The sequence below is a fragment of the Maribacter algarum (ex Zhang et al. 2020) genome, assembly GCF_005885635.1.
GTDB classification, from domain to species: Bacteria; Bacteroidota; Bacteroidia; order Flavobacteriales; family Flavobacteriaceae; genus Maribacter_C; species Maribacter_C algarum.
On sequence record NZ_VATY01000004.1, the window covers coordinates 278,787 to 297,588 of the forward strand.

General features: G+C 40.8%; 9 protein-coding genes. 4 read left to right on the top strand and 5 right to left on the bottom strand.

Translation table 11 applies throughout. The annotated features are described in order from the left end of the window. Position 1: 1 nt before the first annotated feature. The 3 genes from FEE95_RS18205 to FEE95_RS18215 form a co-directional block, all read right to left on the bottom strand. Positions 2-1,486: a sulfatase family protein gene (locus FEE95_RS18205; protein WP_138659452.1), complete on the bottom strand. Its 1,485-nt coding sequence runs from the start codon at positions 1,484-1,486 to the stop codon at positions 2-4. Positions 1,487-1,599: 113 nt separating this feature from the next. Further along, positions 1,600-2,319 (bottom strand): carboxylesterase family protein, encoded by a 720-nt coding sequence (locus tag FEE95_RS18210; protein ID WP_138659453.1) that lies wholly within the window; start codon positions 2,317-2,319, stop codon positions 1,600-1,602. 83 nt (positions 2,320-2,402) lie between these two features. Beyond that, on the bottom strand, positions 2,403-10,940 hold the full coding sequence (locus FEE95_RS18215; RefSeq protein ID WP_138659454.1) for a T9SS type B sorting domain-containing protein: 8,538 nt from the start codon (positions 10,938-10,940) through the stop codon (positions 2,403-2,405). Between the two features lie 137 nt (positions 10,941-11,077). Here FEE95_RS18215 and FEE95_RS18220 point away from each other — a divergent pair, with 137 nt between their 5' ends. Further along, on the top strand, positions 11,078-12,202 hold the full coding sequence (locus FEE95_RS18220) for a PQQ-dependent sugar dehydrogenase (RefSeq protein ID WP_138659455.1): 1,125 nt from the start codon (positions 11,078-11,080) through the stop codon (positions 12,200-12,202). A gap of 6 nt (positions 12,203-12,208) precedes the next feature. Here the strand turns inward: FEE95_RS18220 and murQ are convergent, their stop codons facing one another. Together murQ and FEE95_RS18230 are read right to left on the bottom strand one after the other, a co-directional pair. Then, positions 12,209-13,018: an N-acetylmuramic acid 6-phosphate etherase gene (murQ, locus tag FEE95_RS18225; protein WP_138659456.1), complete on the bottom strand. Its 810-nt coding sequence runs from the start codon at positions 13,016-13,018 to the stop codon at positions 12,209-12,211. Positions 13,019-13,022: 4 nt separating this feature from the next. Beyond that, positions 13,023-13,772, bottom strand: a complete 750-nt coding sequence (locus FEE95_RS18230; RefSeq protein ID WP_138659457.1) for a DeoR/GlpR family DNA-binding transcription regulator — start codon at positions 13,770-13,772, stop codon at positions 13,023-13,025. A 189-nt stretch (positions 13,773-13,961) separates the two neighbouring features. Between FEE95_RS18230 and nagB the strand changes: the two genes are divergently transcribed. The 3 genes from nagB to FEE95_RS18245 all read left to right on the top strand — a co-directional run bounded on the left by nagB (position 13,962) and on the right by FEE95_RS18245 (position 18,801). Beyond that, complete coding sequence (nagB, locus tag FEE95_RS18235; protein ID WP_394347959.1) at positions 13,962-15,890, top strand: glucosamine-6-phosphate deaminase; 1,929 nt, start codon at positions 13,962-13,964, stop codon at positions 15,888-15,890. Between the two features lie 32 nt (positions 15,891-15,922). Further along, the gene (locus FEE95_RS18240; RefSeq protein WP_138659458.1) at positions 15,923-17,437 is read left to right on the top strand and encodes a glycoside hydrolase family 10-like protein; all 1,515 of its coding nucleotides are present in this window, start codon (positions 15,923-15,925) and stop codon (positions 17,435-17,437) included. Between the two features lie 101 nt (positions 17,438-17,538). Further along, positions 17,539-18,801 (top strand): MFS transporter, encoded by a 1,263-nt coding sequence (locus FEE95_RS18245; RefSeq protein ID WP_138659459.1) that lies wholly within the window; start codon positions 17,539-17,541, stop codon positions 18,799-18,801. Position 18,802 lies beyond the last annotated feature (1 nt).

Below are 18,802 nucleotides of genomic sequence, written 5' to 3' on the forward strand. Positions count from 1 at the left end.
ATCAATGTTCTCCCCTATGTTTGTAATCCCCAAAACGATATTTTACGGTCTTCTTAAGGGGAATATTCATGCCTTTGGTTTTTTCCAACCAATCATAAATAGCAATAGACATCGATTTGGCAATTTCCTGTTTGTCAGGATCTGCAATTAAATTATACATTTCATCTGGGTCGTTTTTTAAATCATACAATTCGTTTCTATCCCAAATACCTTGAAATTTCATGTATTTATATTGATCCGTTCGCATACCAAAAACCGTTGGGGTCATCGGAAAATCATATTCCCAGTAATATTCATAGAAAACCTCCTTTCGTGAGGGAGCATTTGTATCTCCTGTCAAAATCGGAATAAAAGAAACTCCTGGCATATTATCAGGTTGTTTCACGCCAGCTTCAGCTAAGACTGTTGGTCCAATATCAATATTCTGTACCATTTGCTCAGGAGTTATCCCACCTTCAAATAATTCTGGACATCGCACTAATAATGGAACTTTCACAGATTCTTCATAAAAATGGCGTTTATCGATTAGTCCGTGCTCTCCCCAGCTAAAACCATTGTCGCCCATGTAAATCACCAATGTCGATTCATCAAGACCTTCTTTTTTCAAATATTCCATCACGGTGCCAACACTTTCATCAACACCTAAAAGGGTTTCACAGTAGTCAACAACCATTTCATGAATATCACGATTATCATGGTACATATAATCAACCCCGTGCCAACTGATACGCTGGTCTGCAACCCATTGTGGCCATTTTAAATCGCGATATGCTCCCGTTTTTGTTTGATCATAAGTAGCTGGCAATTCGATACGTTTCCCCTTGTATTTGCCTTTATGACGTCGCGCAGGCTTAAAACCTGCATGTACCGCTTTATGAGATAAGTACATAAAAAAAGGCTTCTTCTTATCACGATTGTCCAACCAATCCACGGCATGCTCCGTCAGTAAATCAGTTATATAAGTTGAGTCCTGATATTTTGTTCTTTTACCATTAATGTTTAACGTGGGATTATAATATACTCCTTGACCAGGAAAACTTTCCCAATGGGTAAACCCTGGTTGGGGTTCATCACCATGATCTCCCATATGCCATTTTCCGAAGAATCCGGTTTGATAACCTACCTTTTCCAGGTACTGAGGAAAGTAGGTCAAATTACCAGGGTCAGGTGCCTGATTGTCCACAATAGTATGTGAATGCGAAAACTGTCCGGTAAGGATGGAAGCCCTACTTGGCGAACATAGCGAAGTAGTTACAAAAGTATTGGGCAAATAAGCTCCTTCGGCAGCTAGCTTATCCATATTCGGAGTCTCCAACCAAGGTACTTTCCCAGTAAAGCCCATATAATCAAAACGGTGATCGTCAGTTAGAATAAAAATTACATTTCTGGGTTTCTTTTTCTTTAAAAGTTCAGGTTCTGTGTTTCCGTAGGCATTCCCTAAGACAAGACAAAAAAAGAAAAGGACCGTGGTTTTTAGGATTCTCATAACTATTGATTTTTGCGACTTTAGGTTTTGTTGAAAATACTAAAAAAGCAATGAAATGAACAGTTTATTTCTAACAGAACACGAAGAATCTGTATCAATTACCATATTAGAAATCAATCCTTTCGTTCTTGTCTCATAAACCAATCATACAGCTCCTCCGTCTTGTATGCTTGTATCCAAGAATTATGACCCACCCCAGGGTATCGGGTAAACTTTACATCATATCCCATTCCCTTTAATCTATTCACCATGGTCTCTGATTCAGAGATAGGAATAGATTCGTCTTCTTCCCCATGAAAAACCCAAATTGGCATATTTTTATCAATCCAAGCTGCATACGGAAGGGGCGTCATACCGCATATAACAGCCATAGCTGCAAATTTTTCAGGATACTGCACGGCCATCTCCCAAGCGGCTCCTCCCCCTCTACTTAATCCTGTTAAATAAATTCTCTTTTTATCTACTCGATTATTCTCAACAACACTGTCCAATAATTGATTCAAAGCACGTGTATTCCACCATTTTTTTTGATATGGGTTTTGGGGAGCAAGAATCAAGAAAGGAAATTGCTTTCCTTCCACAATCATTTTAGGAGGACCGTTTCGCTTTATTTCCGTCAAGTCTTTACCAGATTCTCCACCTCCATGAAGAAACAAAAGAATAGGGAATTCCCTTTCAGTTTCTTTTTCATAATCCTCAGGAAAGTAGAGGTAATATGCTAATTTTTCAGTTGTCACAGTTTCCAATTCTGCATCAATCAAATTGGGTTTTGATTGAGCTGCACAGCTCTGAAAAAGCACTACAACGCACAATGTACAAAGGTATTTCTTCATTTATATGGACAAATCATTTTAAAAAATCAAGATACAAAAAAAGGCACCCGATTGGATGCCTTTTCATTTATGTATTTTTTAGTTTATCGGTATAAGGTGAAGTGCCCCACATAACGTATTTTACTTTTGTCATTGGCATTCACCACATACCAATAGTCTCCTGTTGGAAGTTCGGTACCTTCATACTTGCCATCCCATTTGGCAACTTGATCCAAAATCGCAACAACTCTTCCATATCGGTCATAAATTTTGACTTCGATATTCGGGAAGAACTCACGATTATTAGGAGCCCAGAAGTCATTGTTATTATCCCCGTCTGGGGTAAAGAAATTCGGAATATCCAACATTCCAGTGAATTCAAAAGGGATAGCAATCATAGCTACGCAACCACCTTCATCATGTACTTCTATGTTGACTACACCATTTTCATTCTGAGTATAAACAGTTTCGGTACCTGTTGACTCTCCCTGGAAGAAATACTCATAGTTTCCAAATCCGCCTTCAGCTAGCGCTGTGACCTCATTTGGGCCTGTTTTCTCCGCAGTCAATGTCAATGGTTCATATACCTCCGTTGTAAACGTAACTGAATTGGTACATCCATTTTGGTGATAGATATAAACAACATGATCTCCCGCTGGTAAATCTCCCCAAGAAGTTTGTGTGCCTGCATTAGAACTTATCGCGTCTGTTGGATCAGCAGGGTCTAGTGCAAACAACAAATCTGGAAGCAGACTTGTATCCAACATCGTTACTGTAGCCGTGCTATTCGGGAAGATTCCTTCGCAACCATACACTACCTCAGGTGATGCTGTTAAATCAACACCAATTTCAATTGGGATTATAATATCCGTAGAACAATCATTAGCATCTCTAATAAAGACGATATAAGATTCTCCACCTATTAAATTATCAAAATACAGGTTATCATTTCGAACAAACACTTCGCTTCCGTCGGAGTTTGGACCAACCAATCGTGTTTCATAATATGTTGCAAATGTAGAAGTATCGACAAATGGTGTACCTCCAACCACATTTATTTGGGCCGTGCCATCGGCAAAACCAATACATGTTTCTGGGGTCACATCCACCAAATTGGCAGTTACCACCTCAGGTTCTGTTACCTCAACAGTAGTTCTTTCAAAACATCCATTTTCATCTTGAATTAAGACTTCATAGCTACCAGCGGCTAGCTCATCAAAGGTATAGATACCTGGTGTTGTCACTTCACTAAAGAACTCATTAAAGTTAGGGGCAATTGCAAATTGTATTAATCCCACCCCGCCACTCGTAACTTCAATTGTAATTTGACCATCAGCAGTACCATTACACGTTGTGGGTGTTGCCGTCGGTGTAAAAAGAATAGGTTCAGGACGTAACACTTCAAACGGTCCGGCGACATCATCACAAGTTGCTCCACTTGTCACTCCAATCCAATAATCACTTCCAGCAGGGATACCTTCAAAAGTTCCTATGGGTTGAGGACCTCTAAATACGGTAGCCGTACCGGGATTATAACCATCAGTTGGCTGACCGATATACAAGGTGAACATTTCACCTCCTACACCTCCATTGATAAAGGATTCAATTCGTCCATCTAATTCCGAGGCACAAGAAATATCATCTACAGGAGAGTTTGGCAGTATTTGTATACCTAAAGCATCTGTCAAGGTGATACCATTTGTATTTACTGGCAAACAAGTATTTGCTGAATTTTTCTTGCGAACCTCATACTGGTAGCTAATTCCTGTTGGGCTTCCTGGCACATCGAAGAACACCTCCGTTACTCCAACACCCATATCTATCCAAGGATCCGTAAGCGGGTCAGGAGTAGGTATTTGACGATATTCGTATTCGAAGCTAGATAATGGATCGTGGTTGTCAATAAACAAACGGATTTGACCATTTCCGCCACAACCAGGTACACGTGTCTGTGCTAACCTCGGTTCGATTGGTGGTGGTGGATCTACATAATAAGGTACTGTAACAAATGCACAATCAAAGCTAGAAGTAACTTCAATTGCATACCATCCTTCGCTTATAAATCCGCCAGTTGCGCCAATAAAGGTGGGTGTGTTTTGCAATCCACTTGAAGAAGCGATATCAGTATTATCATTAGAATTTAGGTAAAGTAATCGGTAAGTGTATCCCGCACCAGGGAAACCTCCACTCGCTCCAGCGGTTGCCGTTGTTGCGTCACCAGTTGTTGGGTCGAAAGCCTCTAGAATAGCATTGTTACCATTAGGACATTGCAAAGCCAAAGGTTCACGAATACCTGCATCAATTTGCGGAACTTCAACAAGTTCGATATCAAAAGTGTTTGGACATCCTTCAACATCTCGAATTTCAACTTGATAGAATCCAAACGAAAGACCCGTAAATTGATGACTTGCGCCATACGCAACAATTTCGGTGTAAGCGGCAATACCATCAGGACTTTGTAAAAGACGATATTCATAAGCTGAAGTATCCCAGCCACCAACGCCGGTCGCTTCTATGATTCCGGTATTGTTATTACAACTTACATTGCCAACCTCAGCAGCTGTTACTGCCAATGCTCCATTCGGCGTACGTATTGTTGCAATGTTACTTTCGGCCGAACAGAAAGGAGTTGCGGTCGAAGTTACTTCAACAAAGAAATTACCACCCGGCAGACCCGTAATAGTTTCTGGGTTGTTAGCTGTATCTAAGTTACCAGTCGCCAAAGGAGTCGTTTTACCTGAATCATTGCCACTATATACGGTATATGAGTAAAGACCGGTATAGTCTGTAACCTCAATTGACAATTCTCCATCACTAGCACCGAAACAACCAATAGGTTCAACTTCAGCAATAACGACTGTGGGTTCAATTGGTTCAACAACTGTATGAACAGGCATAGGGTAGGCACATCCGCCAGGCAAATTATCCTGAACTTCAAAAAGGTAATCTCCAGATGCCGGTAAGAATACATCCACAAAATTATCGCCTGGATTATTCGTAACTGGAGCAACCGAAGTTGCCGACACAGTTAAAACTGTAAAGTCGGTTGTTCCAATAACTTCAATACGAACACGCTCATCATCCCTACAGTTGAGTGGGTCGATTTGAATAATGGACGGAACAACATCCATAGGTGGGTTTATCGTTACATTAGCCGTAGCCTGACAACCATTATCATCTATGGAATACACTGTAATGTTTTGTACACTTCCATTATCTACAATCTCGAAAGTCGGGCTTGTTTGGTAATTCTCAAAACCAGTAATACTATAACGGTAGTTTCCTGCCGTTCCTGGGCTTGTGATGGTCGTTGTTATAATTGTAGAACTGAACCTATTCGCTCCTACCACACAAGTAAAATCTGGGGCAGTTGCATCGATAGTATAAACCACTGGTTCTGTAATATTTATCATTCCAGATAAAGCAATACAATTCCGATCCGTAACTACTTCCACCTCGTAACTTCCTGGTGCAAGTCCTGGAAATGAACCAGAAGCATTATTTGAAATCAAAGCTCTTGTTGCGAAATCTAGTAGACGATAGTCAATTGGTGAATCGACATCGGTTCCCGCTTGTAGCGTAATGTCTATACTCCCATCATCATCTGCATTACATGTTACATTTTGAACATCTGGTGGTAAAATCACCGGTGGCGTCGCTGCATCTAGGTCAATATTGTCAACTAAGAAGGTACAATTTGCAACTCCATCAGTTACTAATCTATCAGTTACAACTACTTGGTAACTACCTGGAGTGATTCCTGTAAACACACCGTTACCTGTTATGTTTGTAAGATTAAGTACAACGGGATTTGCTAAATAATCTGTCCCTGTTAACGCGTAGTCAAAATTATTACTGCCTCCATTCGGAATAATAGTAATCTCTCCATCGGCATTGTTACAAGATGGTTCGGTGGAAAAGCCTCCAGAGGCGGATAAAAATTCAAATACTTCTGCCGTTCCTTGACTATCGCAACCATTTGCATCGACAACATCGACTATGTAGCTACCAGGAGTAGTTACGGTATAGGTATATTCCCATGCAGTTCCTCCGCCATTCAATACAGGAAACTGCGTGTCACCCCCCAAAGTAAATCGTGGCGTGTCAACACTGGATGGAACACTTACAATGATATCAAACGTTGGCGATGCTACCGCACATTGATTGTCTACAACAAATGTAGGTGCAGGTAACGCAGGATCTAAAGGAATGATTTCCGCAATCGCAAATGAAGTACATCCTAAAGCATCTTGTACATATACGTCATAGTTACCTGCTGCCCCGAAAAAGGTGGTAGTAGGACTAAAATCTCCTGGAGTTGGGGGAGTTCCCACGGACATAAAGGCAAACAAATACGGTCCGCCGCCGCCGCCATTTCCTTGTACAGTAAATGAACCATCAGCAGTACAATTGGCAGGGTTTGTTGAAAGAATATCAATAGAAGGTAAATTTTGAACAATCGTGACCGGAGCTGCATCTGTACAGTTATCCGTAAGATCAGTTACAATGATCTGATAATTCCCTGGAAGTGTTTCGTGCGTACCAGAATGTGTAGGCGAAACGTTCGTTGGAGACTCCAATGTAATTCGTGCTCCAGTATCAGTGTTTAACAATTCGATTACCAAATCACTACTTGGCGCAAAACCATTGACATCATAAGTTATTTGTCCGAAACGATTGGCATCACAAAATCCCGGGGTTGTGCTTGCTGTTACATCTAATGTCGTTGGTCCGTCAACCGGTGGAATTTCATCAAGATAAACGCATCCAGTAGCCGTGTCTGTAACCTCAACAGTATAGGTAACTCCAAATTGTAAGCCCGTGAATGTATGTCTTCTAGGCGGGCTGTTCGGAGCAACCGGAGCCGCTGGGTCGTTTTCCAAACGAATCAGAAAGGGTCCAACTCCACCGAAAATCTCAACGGTATTCGTAAAACCGGTAACGCTACAGACTGGAGTAACAGGGTCAGGAACCACATCAACTGTAGTTTGAACAACAGTGACTGTATCGGTATCCCTACATCCTAATGCATCAATCGTCACAATGGTATAAATACCCGGTTCTAAATTGCCAAAATTGGCCGTCGTGCTAGCCGTTGGTCCCGTTCTTGTAAGTTCAATTCCGAATTCATCTTCCAATATATAGGTAAAATCCGCACTACCTCCTGTTACTCCAGTAACGTCAATAGAACCTTCTACTGTACCCGTTGTACAAACTGCCAAATTAGGCACTACTGTGGCATCAGGTGCTGCAGTTCCATCCAACGGAATCAGCTCGGAACCTGTTACTTGACAACCTCTCGCATCACGAATGATATAATTATAGGTTTGGCCAGCGTTCAAATTTGAGAAAGTAGCCTGTGTTCCAAATGCGCCTCCTTCAAAACTAATTTCGTAAGGTGGTATACCACTTGTAGCATCAGGAATAATAGTCATAATACCATTATTAGTCTGACCACAACTAGCAGGAACGACATTTACGGTAGCTGGGTCCAAAGATACTGGGGGATCTAGGACTATTGGCGTTGATTCTGCTATACATCCTTCGTTATCAGATACTCTAAAAATATAGGTCCCGTCAACATTGGTATTGTACAGAAAGTTATTTGTCGTAAAGGCAACTGGTGCAGCAAAACTTCCTCCATTATCTGAACTAACTTCGTAAAATTTTGGATTAGGATTTGACAAATACCCCCCCGTAACCTGAACTCGAATTTGCCCATCAGCTCCACCACAAGGTATTGCCGTTTCTATGCTAGTATTTACCCTCAATTGAGGTCTCACCGTTACGTTAATAGTATCACTGCAATTATTACCATCAACAACTTCAATGGAGTAGTTGCCTGGACTAAGATTTGTAAAAGTGTTACTTGCTTGTAATGTTCCTCCATTAATTCTGTATTGATGTGTTCCAATAGCTGCAGAGCCCGCGGTCGACGTTACTACCATAGTAGCTCCTGTTCCGGGAACATAACAGAAATCAGAAGATACAGCGTCCAATGCGATTGTCGGAGAATCTATTTGCGTTAAGTCAAATGTGAAAGTTGCTGTACAACCTTCCGCATCCTCTACTAACAAGGTATACGGATTTCCAGGGGTGGAAGGCACAGAAAGCCCGCCAAATGTTGGTCCCGATTTTGGTCCTACAGTTGTTGTTCCGTTAGGATACGTCAAGGTATATCTATTATTTCCCCAACCACCAGTTGGGTTTGCAACTACTCTACCGAGATTACCGTTATTACATGACATTGGTGTTACAGTTCCTAATAATGACAAAGGTGTTGCCGGTTCTGAAACCGTGAAGTTCGCCGTATCGGTACAACCGGTATCTTCATCCGTAATTGTTATCGTATAGGTTCCCGGTCCTAGACCCGTGATTGCTACTTCGCCGGCTGTCTGACCTGTAACAACTGGATCTGCGTTTATTTGATATTGATAGGTATTAGCAAATCCGTCAATAAGAAACGCTCCAGACCCATCACTTGCACCTGAGCATACCTGCGTATCTCCTCCGGATTTTACCCTCGCTCGAATGGAACTGATTATGGAAGGGGAATATCCTTCTGTGTAGGTACAATTATTTGCATCTGTAATTTGAAAAATATAGGACTGAGAGGCGTCTAAGGCTACAAAAGTATCACTACCTCCATTGTTTTGAACTACTGGACTAATAATCGAGTAGTTTACAATCGCAGCATTACTAGTTGGTACTAGTTGCAAATCAACTGTATTGGCTGCACAATTACTATTCGTAGAAATAAAATCGATATCTGTTGGGGGATCAATATCTAAAATTGTTATTGGTGTAAGCTCCAAACGACATCCGCCACCATCTTCTACCATCGGCGTATAAGTTCCAGGAACTAGCCCTGTAAAAGATGTGGTTGCATTAAAGTTGAGTCCATCAATACTGAAAACATAGCCACTTCCTGATCCACCACTTGCTGCTCCAAAATCGATTTGGCCACCAATCGTTCCTCCTGAACCGTCGCATGTTCTGTCAGCAACCTTTGTAGCAGAACCGGTAATCACCCCAACACTGGCAACTGTAATATCCGGAAGGTCTAAAGTACATTCAAAACCGCCTTGTTGGTATCTAACCGAAATCCCTGTATAGGTAGTTCCACCCGGAGTTGCTGGAACAGAAATCGAGGTATTCGTATCCCAAGGATCTCCAGTATTTACACGATACGATAAATTATATCCGTTTGCATTGGTAACATTAAAATTGATTCTCGCGCCCCCGTTCGAACAAGTTCCGTCGACTCCACTAGCGGTAACAGTCGGAGGCGCTAGATCTTCAACATTAGCAGAGGCTTGAATCGTACAACCATTACTATCGGTAATTAGAAAGTCATAACTCCCAGGCGCAGTTACATTGAAAGTAGTTGTTCCTGTATAAGATGGTTGCGAAGGTCCACCATTTACGGTAAATGTGTATGGCGCAGAACCACCACTTGTATTTACGGTAATATCAACATCGGTAATCGTCGAACAACCGAAACTGCTGTTTACCTCTGTTGAAGCATCCAAAGCTACTAGACCATTACCAATTACGATGGGATTCCCGCCGGTATCAAGAGGCTGTCTGGGTGGGTCGATACCGTTTAGTGGATCACCCGTACATTGCTGTGTTTCTACTTGAACAATATAGGTTCCGAAACCTACAGCCGCAAAAGTATAGTTGTCAGTAGGCAAGAAAGCGGTAAATTCCTGAGGAACTCCACCTGCGTCCAATAAGGTGTATTTGTACGGTCCCGGTACTGTATTGTTTACGTTAACCGTAACGCTGCCCGTATCTCCCGCACATTGGGCGTCCACATAAGTGACGTCTATTGCGATGTCTCGTTGAACAATTTCGATTGGTGCGTATGGATACTCACAAGCTCCTGGAGTTCCTTGTTGACGTGCTTTAACATTATAAAAACCAGGGGTTAAATTGTCAAAGATAGGTCCTTGCCATGGTCCGAAACCACTTCCACTATCAATACTGAACTCATATGCGCTAGAAAGACCGGTAATTTGAATTCTACCATCTACACCACAGATGAAATCAGTTTTCACGAAGGTTTGAGTAATAGTACTTTTAGCAACCTCGAAGTAGTACCAAGGTCCCGAACCATTTACCCTTACTCTAAATTCTGAGCCAGTAGCGGCAGGTATTGTACTTGCATCGATCGTAAATGTTGAACCTGAGCCGACGGTAGTATAACTACAAGATGCATCAGGACAAGGGGTATTCAAATCGGGAGTACACCCTCCTGTTGCCTGTTGCCATTCTAACGAACCTCCACCACTTACTGAAACTATGCGATCATCTGAATCACCACAGAGGCTAAATTTTGCTACGGTACTTCCATCATCGGCACATACCAGTTCTTCATCCGCCCCTTGAATGATAGTCATGAACATCGGTGCCGAAACCGAAATGGGTTTAGATGTTAAATTTTCTGAGTTTGAATTGTGTGTAGCCAGAGTAGTCGTATCTTCAGTCGAAGAACTGACAACGGTAGTTTCTATAACAGAAGCTACTTCAGCGATAAAACTAAATACTCGAGTATTTGCTACAGCGGTGGTACATACTACTGATAAGATCATCAGTAATACGGCATACCAAAAGTGCCGTGAGTTTTTTTGGAGCATAGGTTAAGTCAATTTGGGCAGGAATATTTAGAACTTGGGGACCTAAATATTCTCTTCGTGTAATTATTTAAACTTATAAATTCTGTTTAATTTTACCCTTACGGGTTTACCTTATATTATACTTCTAACGTTCGATTATGAAAAATAGTGTCTTTCTTTCTTGCTTATTCGTTATCTTGTTCAACTTTTCTTGCGCCCAAGATTCTGAAAATCAGGTTTCTACACCAAAAAATATTCCCTTTTTAGCAGAGCTATTAATCGATGAAATGCAGATTCCTTGGGGTATGGCCTTCTTGCCTGATGGCGGAATTTTAGTAACAGAAAAATCCGGTGAATTGATTCACTTTGCGAATGGAAAAAGAACTACAATTTCCAATGTTCCAGAAGTTTACGTTAGAGGTCAAGGTGGACTGCTAGATATTGTAATTCATCCGGATTATGCAACCAACGGTTGGATTTATATTTCCTATTCCTCATCAGAAGGTAGCGGAAAGGGTGGTCATACGGCTCTAATGCGTGCTAAATTGGAAGGTAACACGTTGAAAAACAAAGAATTACTATACAAGGCCGGACCTAATACTACAAAAGGACAGCATTTTGGTTCTCGGATAGCATTTGATAACGGTGGATATCTGTTTCTTTCTATTGGAGAAAGAGGCGCTCGCGATGAAAACCCTCAGGATATCAATCGAGATGGAGGAAAAGTTTATCGTTTTAATGACGATGGAAGCATTCCAAAAGACAATCCGTTTGTGACTGTAGACAAGGCAAAAAAAGCGATTTATAGTTATGGACATCGCAATCCACAGGGATTAGCAAAACACCCGGATACTGGAGAAATATGGGACCACGAGCATGGACCGAGAGGTGGAGACGAAATTAATATAGTTAAGCCTGGGGCAAATTACGGATGGCCTGTAGTTACCTATGGAATAAATTATAGCGGAACCAAAATCACAGACAAAACCGAAATGGAAGGTATGGAACCGCCTATTCACTATTGGGTTCCTTCAATTGCACCTAGCGGAATGACCTTTGTAACAACAGAAAAATACGGAGCTGACTGGAAAGGAAGTTTATTAGTGGGCTCTCTGGCCTTTCAATACTTAGAACGTCTTGAAATAGAAGGAACTAAAGTAATCAAGCGCGAAAAATTAATGGGCGGTATCGGGCGTGTTCGCGATGTAAAGGAAGGACCTGACGGGTATATTTATGTAGCTGTTGAAGGAAAAGGAGTTTATAAACTTATTCCAAAAAAATAATTTCGGTTAACTACCAGCCTCAATCGCTTTTTTTACGGACCCATGTTCGTTTAGTAATTGTGCTGCCTCAGAATAGGAAATACCTAAACCTTCCATTACATATCGGGTTCCTCGGTCTACTAGCTTATTGTTGCTCAATTGCATATTGACCATTTTATTTCCTCTTACCCTTCCAATTTTTATCATCAACGCGGTGGAAATCATGTTCAAAACCAATTTTTGAGAAGTACCACTTTTCATACGGGTGCTACCCGTAACAAATTCAGGGCCTACATTGACTTCAATAGCAATATCAGCGGACTTAGGCAAAGGAGAACCAGGGTTATTAGTAATTCCAGCTGTTAACAATCCATTTGCTTTAGCATCGGCTATTCCTCCTAAGACATAGGGAGTGGTTCCGGAAGCAGCAATTCCTACCACAACATCATTTGAATTGATATCGTGCTCCATCAAATCTTTCCAAGCTTGTTGCTTATCATCTTCGGCATGTTCTACCGACTTGCGAATGGCAATATCACCTCCAGCAATTAGCCCCACTACCCTCTCGTGTGGCATTCCATAAGTCGGAGGAATCTCAGAAGCATCTAAAATCCCTAGTCTTCCGCTTGTTCCTGCACCAATGTAAAAAAGACGTCCTCCATCAACAAAACGCTCCGCCAAGGCATCCACTAGTTTTGAAATTTGAGGAATTACCAGTGCAACGGCTTCAGCCACTTGTTGGTCTTCTTGATTCATTTTAGTCAAGATTGAATCAGTATCCAGCTGCTCTAAATTATCATGATTTGAGGGAGTTTCGGTGATTTTAATGTAATCCATAGAATTATAAAAGATGTATGTCGTGTGTTCTAAAACTTTTTAACAGCTCATTTTCTGGAGCTAACTCGGTAATCATTGTATTTATCGCATTGATATCACAGGTTTTATAACGATGTTGCGAATTAAGTTTCTCCGAGATGCACAAAAGTACCGTTTTCTTTGCCGCTTTTATGACTGCCTTTTTTAATTGAACAATGTCCCAGTCAAATTCCGTAAGACCGTATTGGGAATCTACATAACCGGTTCCTATAAAGCTATAATCAACTTTGATTTCCGAAAGATTATGAATAGCATTTGCACCAATTGAAATCTGCGCATCTTTAGAAATCTGTCCACCTATAAAAATGACTGTAACACTCGGTTTTGAAGATAGCTCCATTGCCACCGGCAAACTCAGTGTGAAACAGGTCAATTCCAAGTCGATAGGAATTAATCGTGCTAATTCTAGACAAGTAGTACCTCCATCAACAAAGATTACAGAACCTTCCTTCAAGAGCGATAAAGCTTTTTCAGCAATCTCCATTTTTTCTTTCAGGGCGTAAATGTTGGTGTTTCGGGTACTACTCGTTGTAAATCCAAGGGAAATAGCCCCCCCATGAACTTTTCTAAGTTTTTGCTCTGAATCCAACTCTTTTACATCCCTTCGAACTGTATCGATTGATACATCTAGCGTCTCTGCAATATCGGTAAGTAGTATCCGATTATGCAGTTCTACTTCATTTAATATCGTCTGTTGCCGCTCTTCCTTTAACATATATTCTAGCTTGAAAATACAAATATAGCGAATAAATCCATATGCCGTTTTTTACTGTTTTATCGATTTTGTTTTTATATAAAAGCAAAAAACAGCATAATATCTTGCAAAAAACAGCAAATGTAAATATTATTGCATACATTTGCCGTAATTATACACAGACCAAAAACCTAAAATTCATTCAATTACATGACGACAATGGCTGCACGAATTAAAACCGATATCCGATACAAACCAGTAGGACAGTTTGAAGAAACCCGCTTCGAGAAAATACATAATGTGATTTTTGAAAACTCGAATGACGCCTCAATCGAGGTTGCGGAGGAAATTGCCAAGCTAATCCGCAGAAAACAATTATCAGATGAAATGTGTGTTTTAGGATTAGCAACCGGTTCTTCCCCCATACGCGTATATGAAGAACTCGTTCGAATGCATCAAGAAGAAGGACTGAGTTTTGAGAACGTAGTTACATTTAATCTGGATGAGTATTTACCGATGGATAAGGAAAATACCCAGAGTTATCACTATTTCATGCATGAGCATTTGTTTAATCATGTGGATATTCTTCCTGAAAATGTACATATCCCAGATGGGAAAGTATCCAATGAAAAAGTAGTCGACTATTGCTTATCCTATGAGAAAAAGATAAAAGATTTCGGAGGACTTGATTTCCAACTCCTAGGTATCGGGCGCACAGGACACATAGGTTTTAACGAACCAGGGTCGCATTACAATTCTGGCACCCGTGTCATTACCCTTGACCATATTACAAGAGTAGATGCCGCACCCGCTTTTTTAGGCATAGATAATGTACCACGAAAAGCCATTACTATGGGTATCGCTACTGTCCTTGGTGCAAAGCGAATTGTACTACTTGGTTGGGGGCAAAACAAAGCTGAGATAATAAAGAATACTGTTGAGGGAGAAATATCATCCCAGGTTCCGGCTACATATTTACAAAGCCACAAGAATTGCACCTTCGTCCTCGATATTGGTGCCGGTAGCGAATTGACCAGAAACAGAACACCTTGGATAGTAAAGCCTTGCGAGTGGACTGAGGAACTTACTGCCAAAGCAATTGTCTGGCTTTGTACCAAGCTAGGCAAAACGATCTTAAGCTTAACAGATAAGGATTATAACGACAATGGAATGGCAGATTTGTTGATGATTCATGATTCGTATGACCTCAACATTAAAATGTTTAATCGCCTGCAACATACCATTACTGGATGGCCCGGAGGAAAACCAAACGCCGACGACACGAACAGACCTGAAAGAGCGACACCAATAAAAAAACGTGTTATTATTTTTAGTCCGCACCCCGATGATGATGTAATTTCAATGGGAGGGACTTTTGATAGATTAATAGAGCAAGGGCATGAGGTACATGTCGCCTATCAAACTTCAGGAAACATAGCTGTATCAGATGCTGATGCAAGAAAATATGCAGAAATCGCCAAGCGGATTGCTCCCTCAGAGGAAGCCCAAGCCATTATTGATTCCATAAAAGCGAAAACTGAAAGTAGTTTCGATTCATCGGAAGTTCGAAAACTAAAAGGAAATATCAGAAGAGGAGAATCATACGAAGCTACGCGCTATTTAGGTTTGGCAGACGGTAACGTGCATTTTCTAGACCTTCCCTTTTATGAAACAGGAACCATTAAAAAGAACAACCTGTCAGAAGAAGATATCGCCATTATAGTGAACATAATTCAAGATATCAAACCACATCAAATATTCGCTGCGGGAGATTTGGCCGACCCGCATGGTACCCATCGTGTTTGTTTGGATGCAGTTTTTGAGGCCATGAAGCAGCTAAAATCCGAATCATGGATTAAAGACTGCTGGCTATGGCTCTACCGGGGAGCATGGCACGAATGGGATATCAATGAAATTGAAATGGCCGTGCCTATGAGTCCAGGACAAGTATTACGAAAACGGAATGCAATTTTCGCACATCAATCGCAAAAAGATGGCGTGATGTTTCAGGGCGATGACACTAGAGAATTTTGGATGCGTGCTGAAGAACGAAATCGTGATACCGCAAGAAGGTATAATGAACTCGGCCTTTCAGATTATGCCGCCATGGAAGCTTTTGTTCGACATAAGTTTGATTAGGTTTGTATTTTAACGAAATAGTTAAAATCTAAATGCTTCGAACACTTTCACTTTTAATCCTATTCATATCGGTAAGTTCCTGCTCGGTATTCAAATCTATCCCCCAACCCCGAACAGAATTTCGTGGATTTTGGGTAGCTACCGTGGTAAATATCGATTGGCCTAAGAATGGGAATGATTCGGCAGAAAAGCAAAAAAGGGATTTCTTAGCAATACTTAATTTCTATCAAGACCTCAACTTCAACGCGGCTATTGTTCAAATACGAACTGCTGGAGATGCTTTCTATGATTCCAATCATGCTCCATGGTCCCGATTTCTAACGGGAACAGAGGGTGAAGTTCCAACATCAAAATCATCGCTTTTGAAATGGATGATTGACGAAACGCATAAACGCGGAATAGAATTTCATGCGTGGCTTAACCCTTATAGTGCCACCTTTGATTTGAAAACCGAAATTTTAAGTGAGGCCCATGATTATAACCAGCATCCAGAATGGATGTTGAAATACGGAAAGAAATACTACTACGACCCCGGTTTACCGGAAGTACAGCAAAAAATGGCTTCTGTTATTGATGAAGTAGTAACCAATTATGATGTAGATGGTATTCATTTTGATGATTATTTCTATCCGTACCGAATACAAGGTGAAGTTTTTCAAGATTCCATTTCTTACTACAATTGTGCTTTACCCAATCAGAATTTAGAAGATTGGCGCAGAAGCAATATTGATTCCCTTATCAAAAACAGCCATGACATTATCAAATCAAGAAAACCCTGGGTACAATTTGGAGTAAGTCCGTTTGGGGTTTGGAAAAACAAATCCACCGACCCAAAAGGTTCCGATACCAAAGCCGGACAAACAACCTACGAAGATTTGTATGCTGACCCCTTACTTTGGATGGAAAAAGGATGGCTCGACTATCTGATTCCTCAAGTATATTGGAGCATGGAGCTGCCCGTGGCCTCCCATCGCAAAATAGTGGATTGGTGGTCAGACAACAGTCAAAACACCAATTTATATATTGGTAATGGACCTTATAAAATCAGGAATAATAGTGACAAAGCCTGGGATGACAAAAAGGAGCTTCCAAATCAAATCAGCTATTCACGAGAAAAAAATGTTGTTCAGGGGAATGCTTTTTTTAGTGCGAAAAGTTTAATGAACGACAATGCTGATGTAGTAAAGTATTTAAAACGAAAACATTATAAAGAACCTGCGCTTTCTCCAGTATCTAAATTGGCTTCCCAGAACCCAAAAAACTTTATCGCGCCAAAATCAATTCGAAAATCAAATGATACGATTGAATTAAAATTTGACGACCAAGAATCTATTCGGTATGTGATGATATATCCTTCAGGGAAAAACGAAAAAGAAACCTATCCCCTGAAAAAATTAATCACAAAACTTTCTGTGGAAAACGGCAAAGAAGTGACTCTTCCCTCAGAAATCATTGGAGAAAGAAAATATGTTGCGCTGACTTTTATTGATTTTTACGGAAGAGAGTCTCAACCGATAATTGTAAATTTAAAGCAAAGTACGGAATAATAAATACGAGGTACGAAGTCCTTGAAAAGCCAAACAAAAGAAAAATGTCATGCTAAGCCTGTCAAAGTACTTATTATTTTTTAATACTGATTCTTAAAACTATGATTCAAAAAAACAAATGGGCATGGGCATGGGTACCAACCATGTACTTCGCTCAGGGCCTCCCCTACGCACTCGTAGTTACAGTATCGGTAATCATGTACAAAAAGTTAGGAGTGAGTAACTCTGACATTGGCTTATACACCAGTTTTTTGTATATCCCTTGGGTAATTAAACCTTTGTGGAGTCCTTTTGTAGACCTAAAAAGCACAAAAAGAAATTGGTTTTTATGGATGCAATTGCTCGCTTCCGCGGCGCTTTTAGCCATTGGTCTCACCTTACCGACGAATATTTTCTTTGTTACCAGTTTAGCTTGCTTCTGGATGGTCGCTTTCGCATCGGCTACAAATGATATCGCCACTGATGGATACTACATGATTGGGCTAACGGAAGACAAGCAATCCTTTTTTGTGGGAATGCGAAGCGTATTCTATAAACTAGCTAATGTAACAGGGCAAGGACTTTTGGTAATATTGGCGGGCTTTCTCGAAAATAAATATGGTGACAATACTAAAGCGTGGTCCTATACGATGATATGTGCAGGTTCTCTGATGTTGCTCATGACCTTATCTAACCTTTTTGTCACACCAAAATTCGAAAGTTCTGAAGCCATAGAACTAGAAAAACCCAAAGGTTTTTTGGAGGTTTTTGTTTCTTTCTTTAAAAAACCAGGAATGGGTCTGGCGATAGCTTTCATTCTATTCTTTAGGCTTGGCGAATCACAGTTGGTAAAAATGGCCTCGCCTTTTCTGCTAGACTCTACAGCAGTTGGTGGGCTAGGATATAGCACATCTGAGGTTGGAACAATTTACGGAACAATTGGAGTTATCTTTTTGACCATAGGCGGCATTTTAGGAGGCATCTTAATCTCGAAACAGGGCTTAAAAAAATGGATGCTACCAATGCTAATATCCCTGAACGCTCCAAATGCGCTTTACGCCTTGCTAGCAATTACAGCAACAACCGAAGCATGGGCTGTAACGGGTACTGTAATCGTAGAGCAGTTCGGATATGGATTCGGAATTGCCGGTTTCATGGTGTATTTAATTTATATCGCGGAAGGAAACTCAAAGACCTCTCACTACGCATTGGCCACTGGTTTTATGGCCTTGGGAATGATGTTACCAGGTCTCATAAGCGGTTTTATGCAAGAATGGTTGGGCTATGATGGCTTCTTTATTTGGGTGGTAGTTGCTGCGCTTCCAGCATTTTTCATTTTAAGATATATCAAATACCCTGCTGATTTTGGAAAAGCAAAAGCTTAAA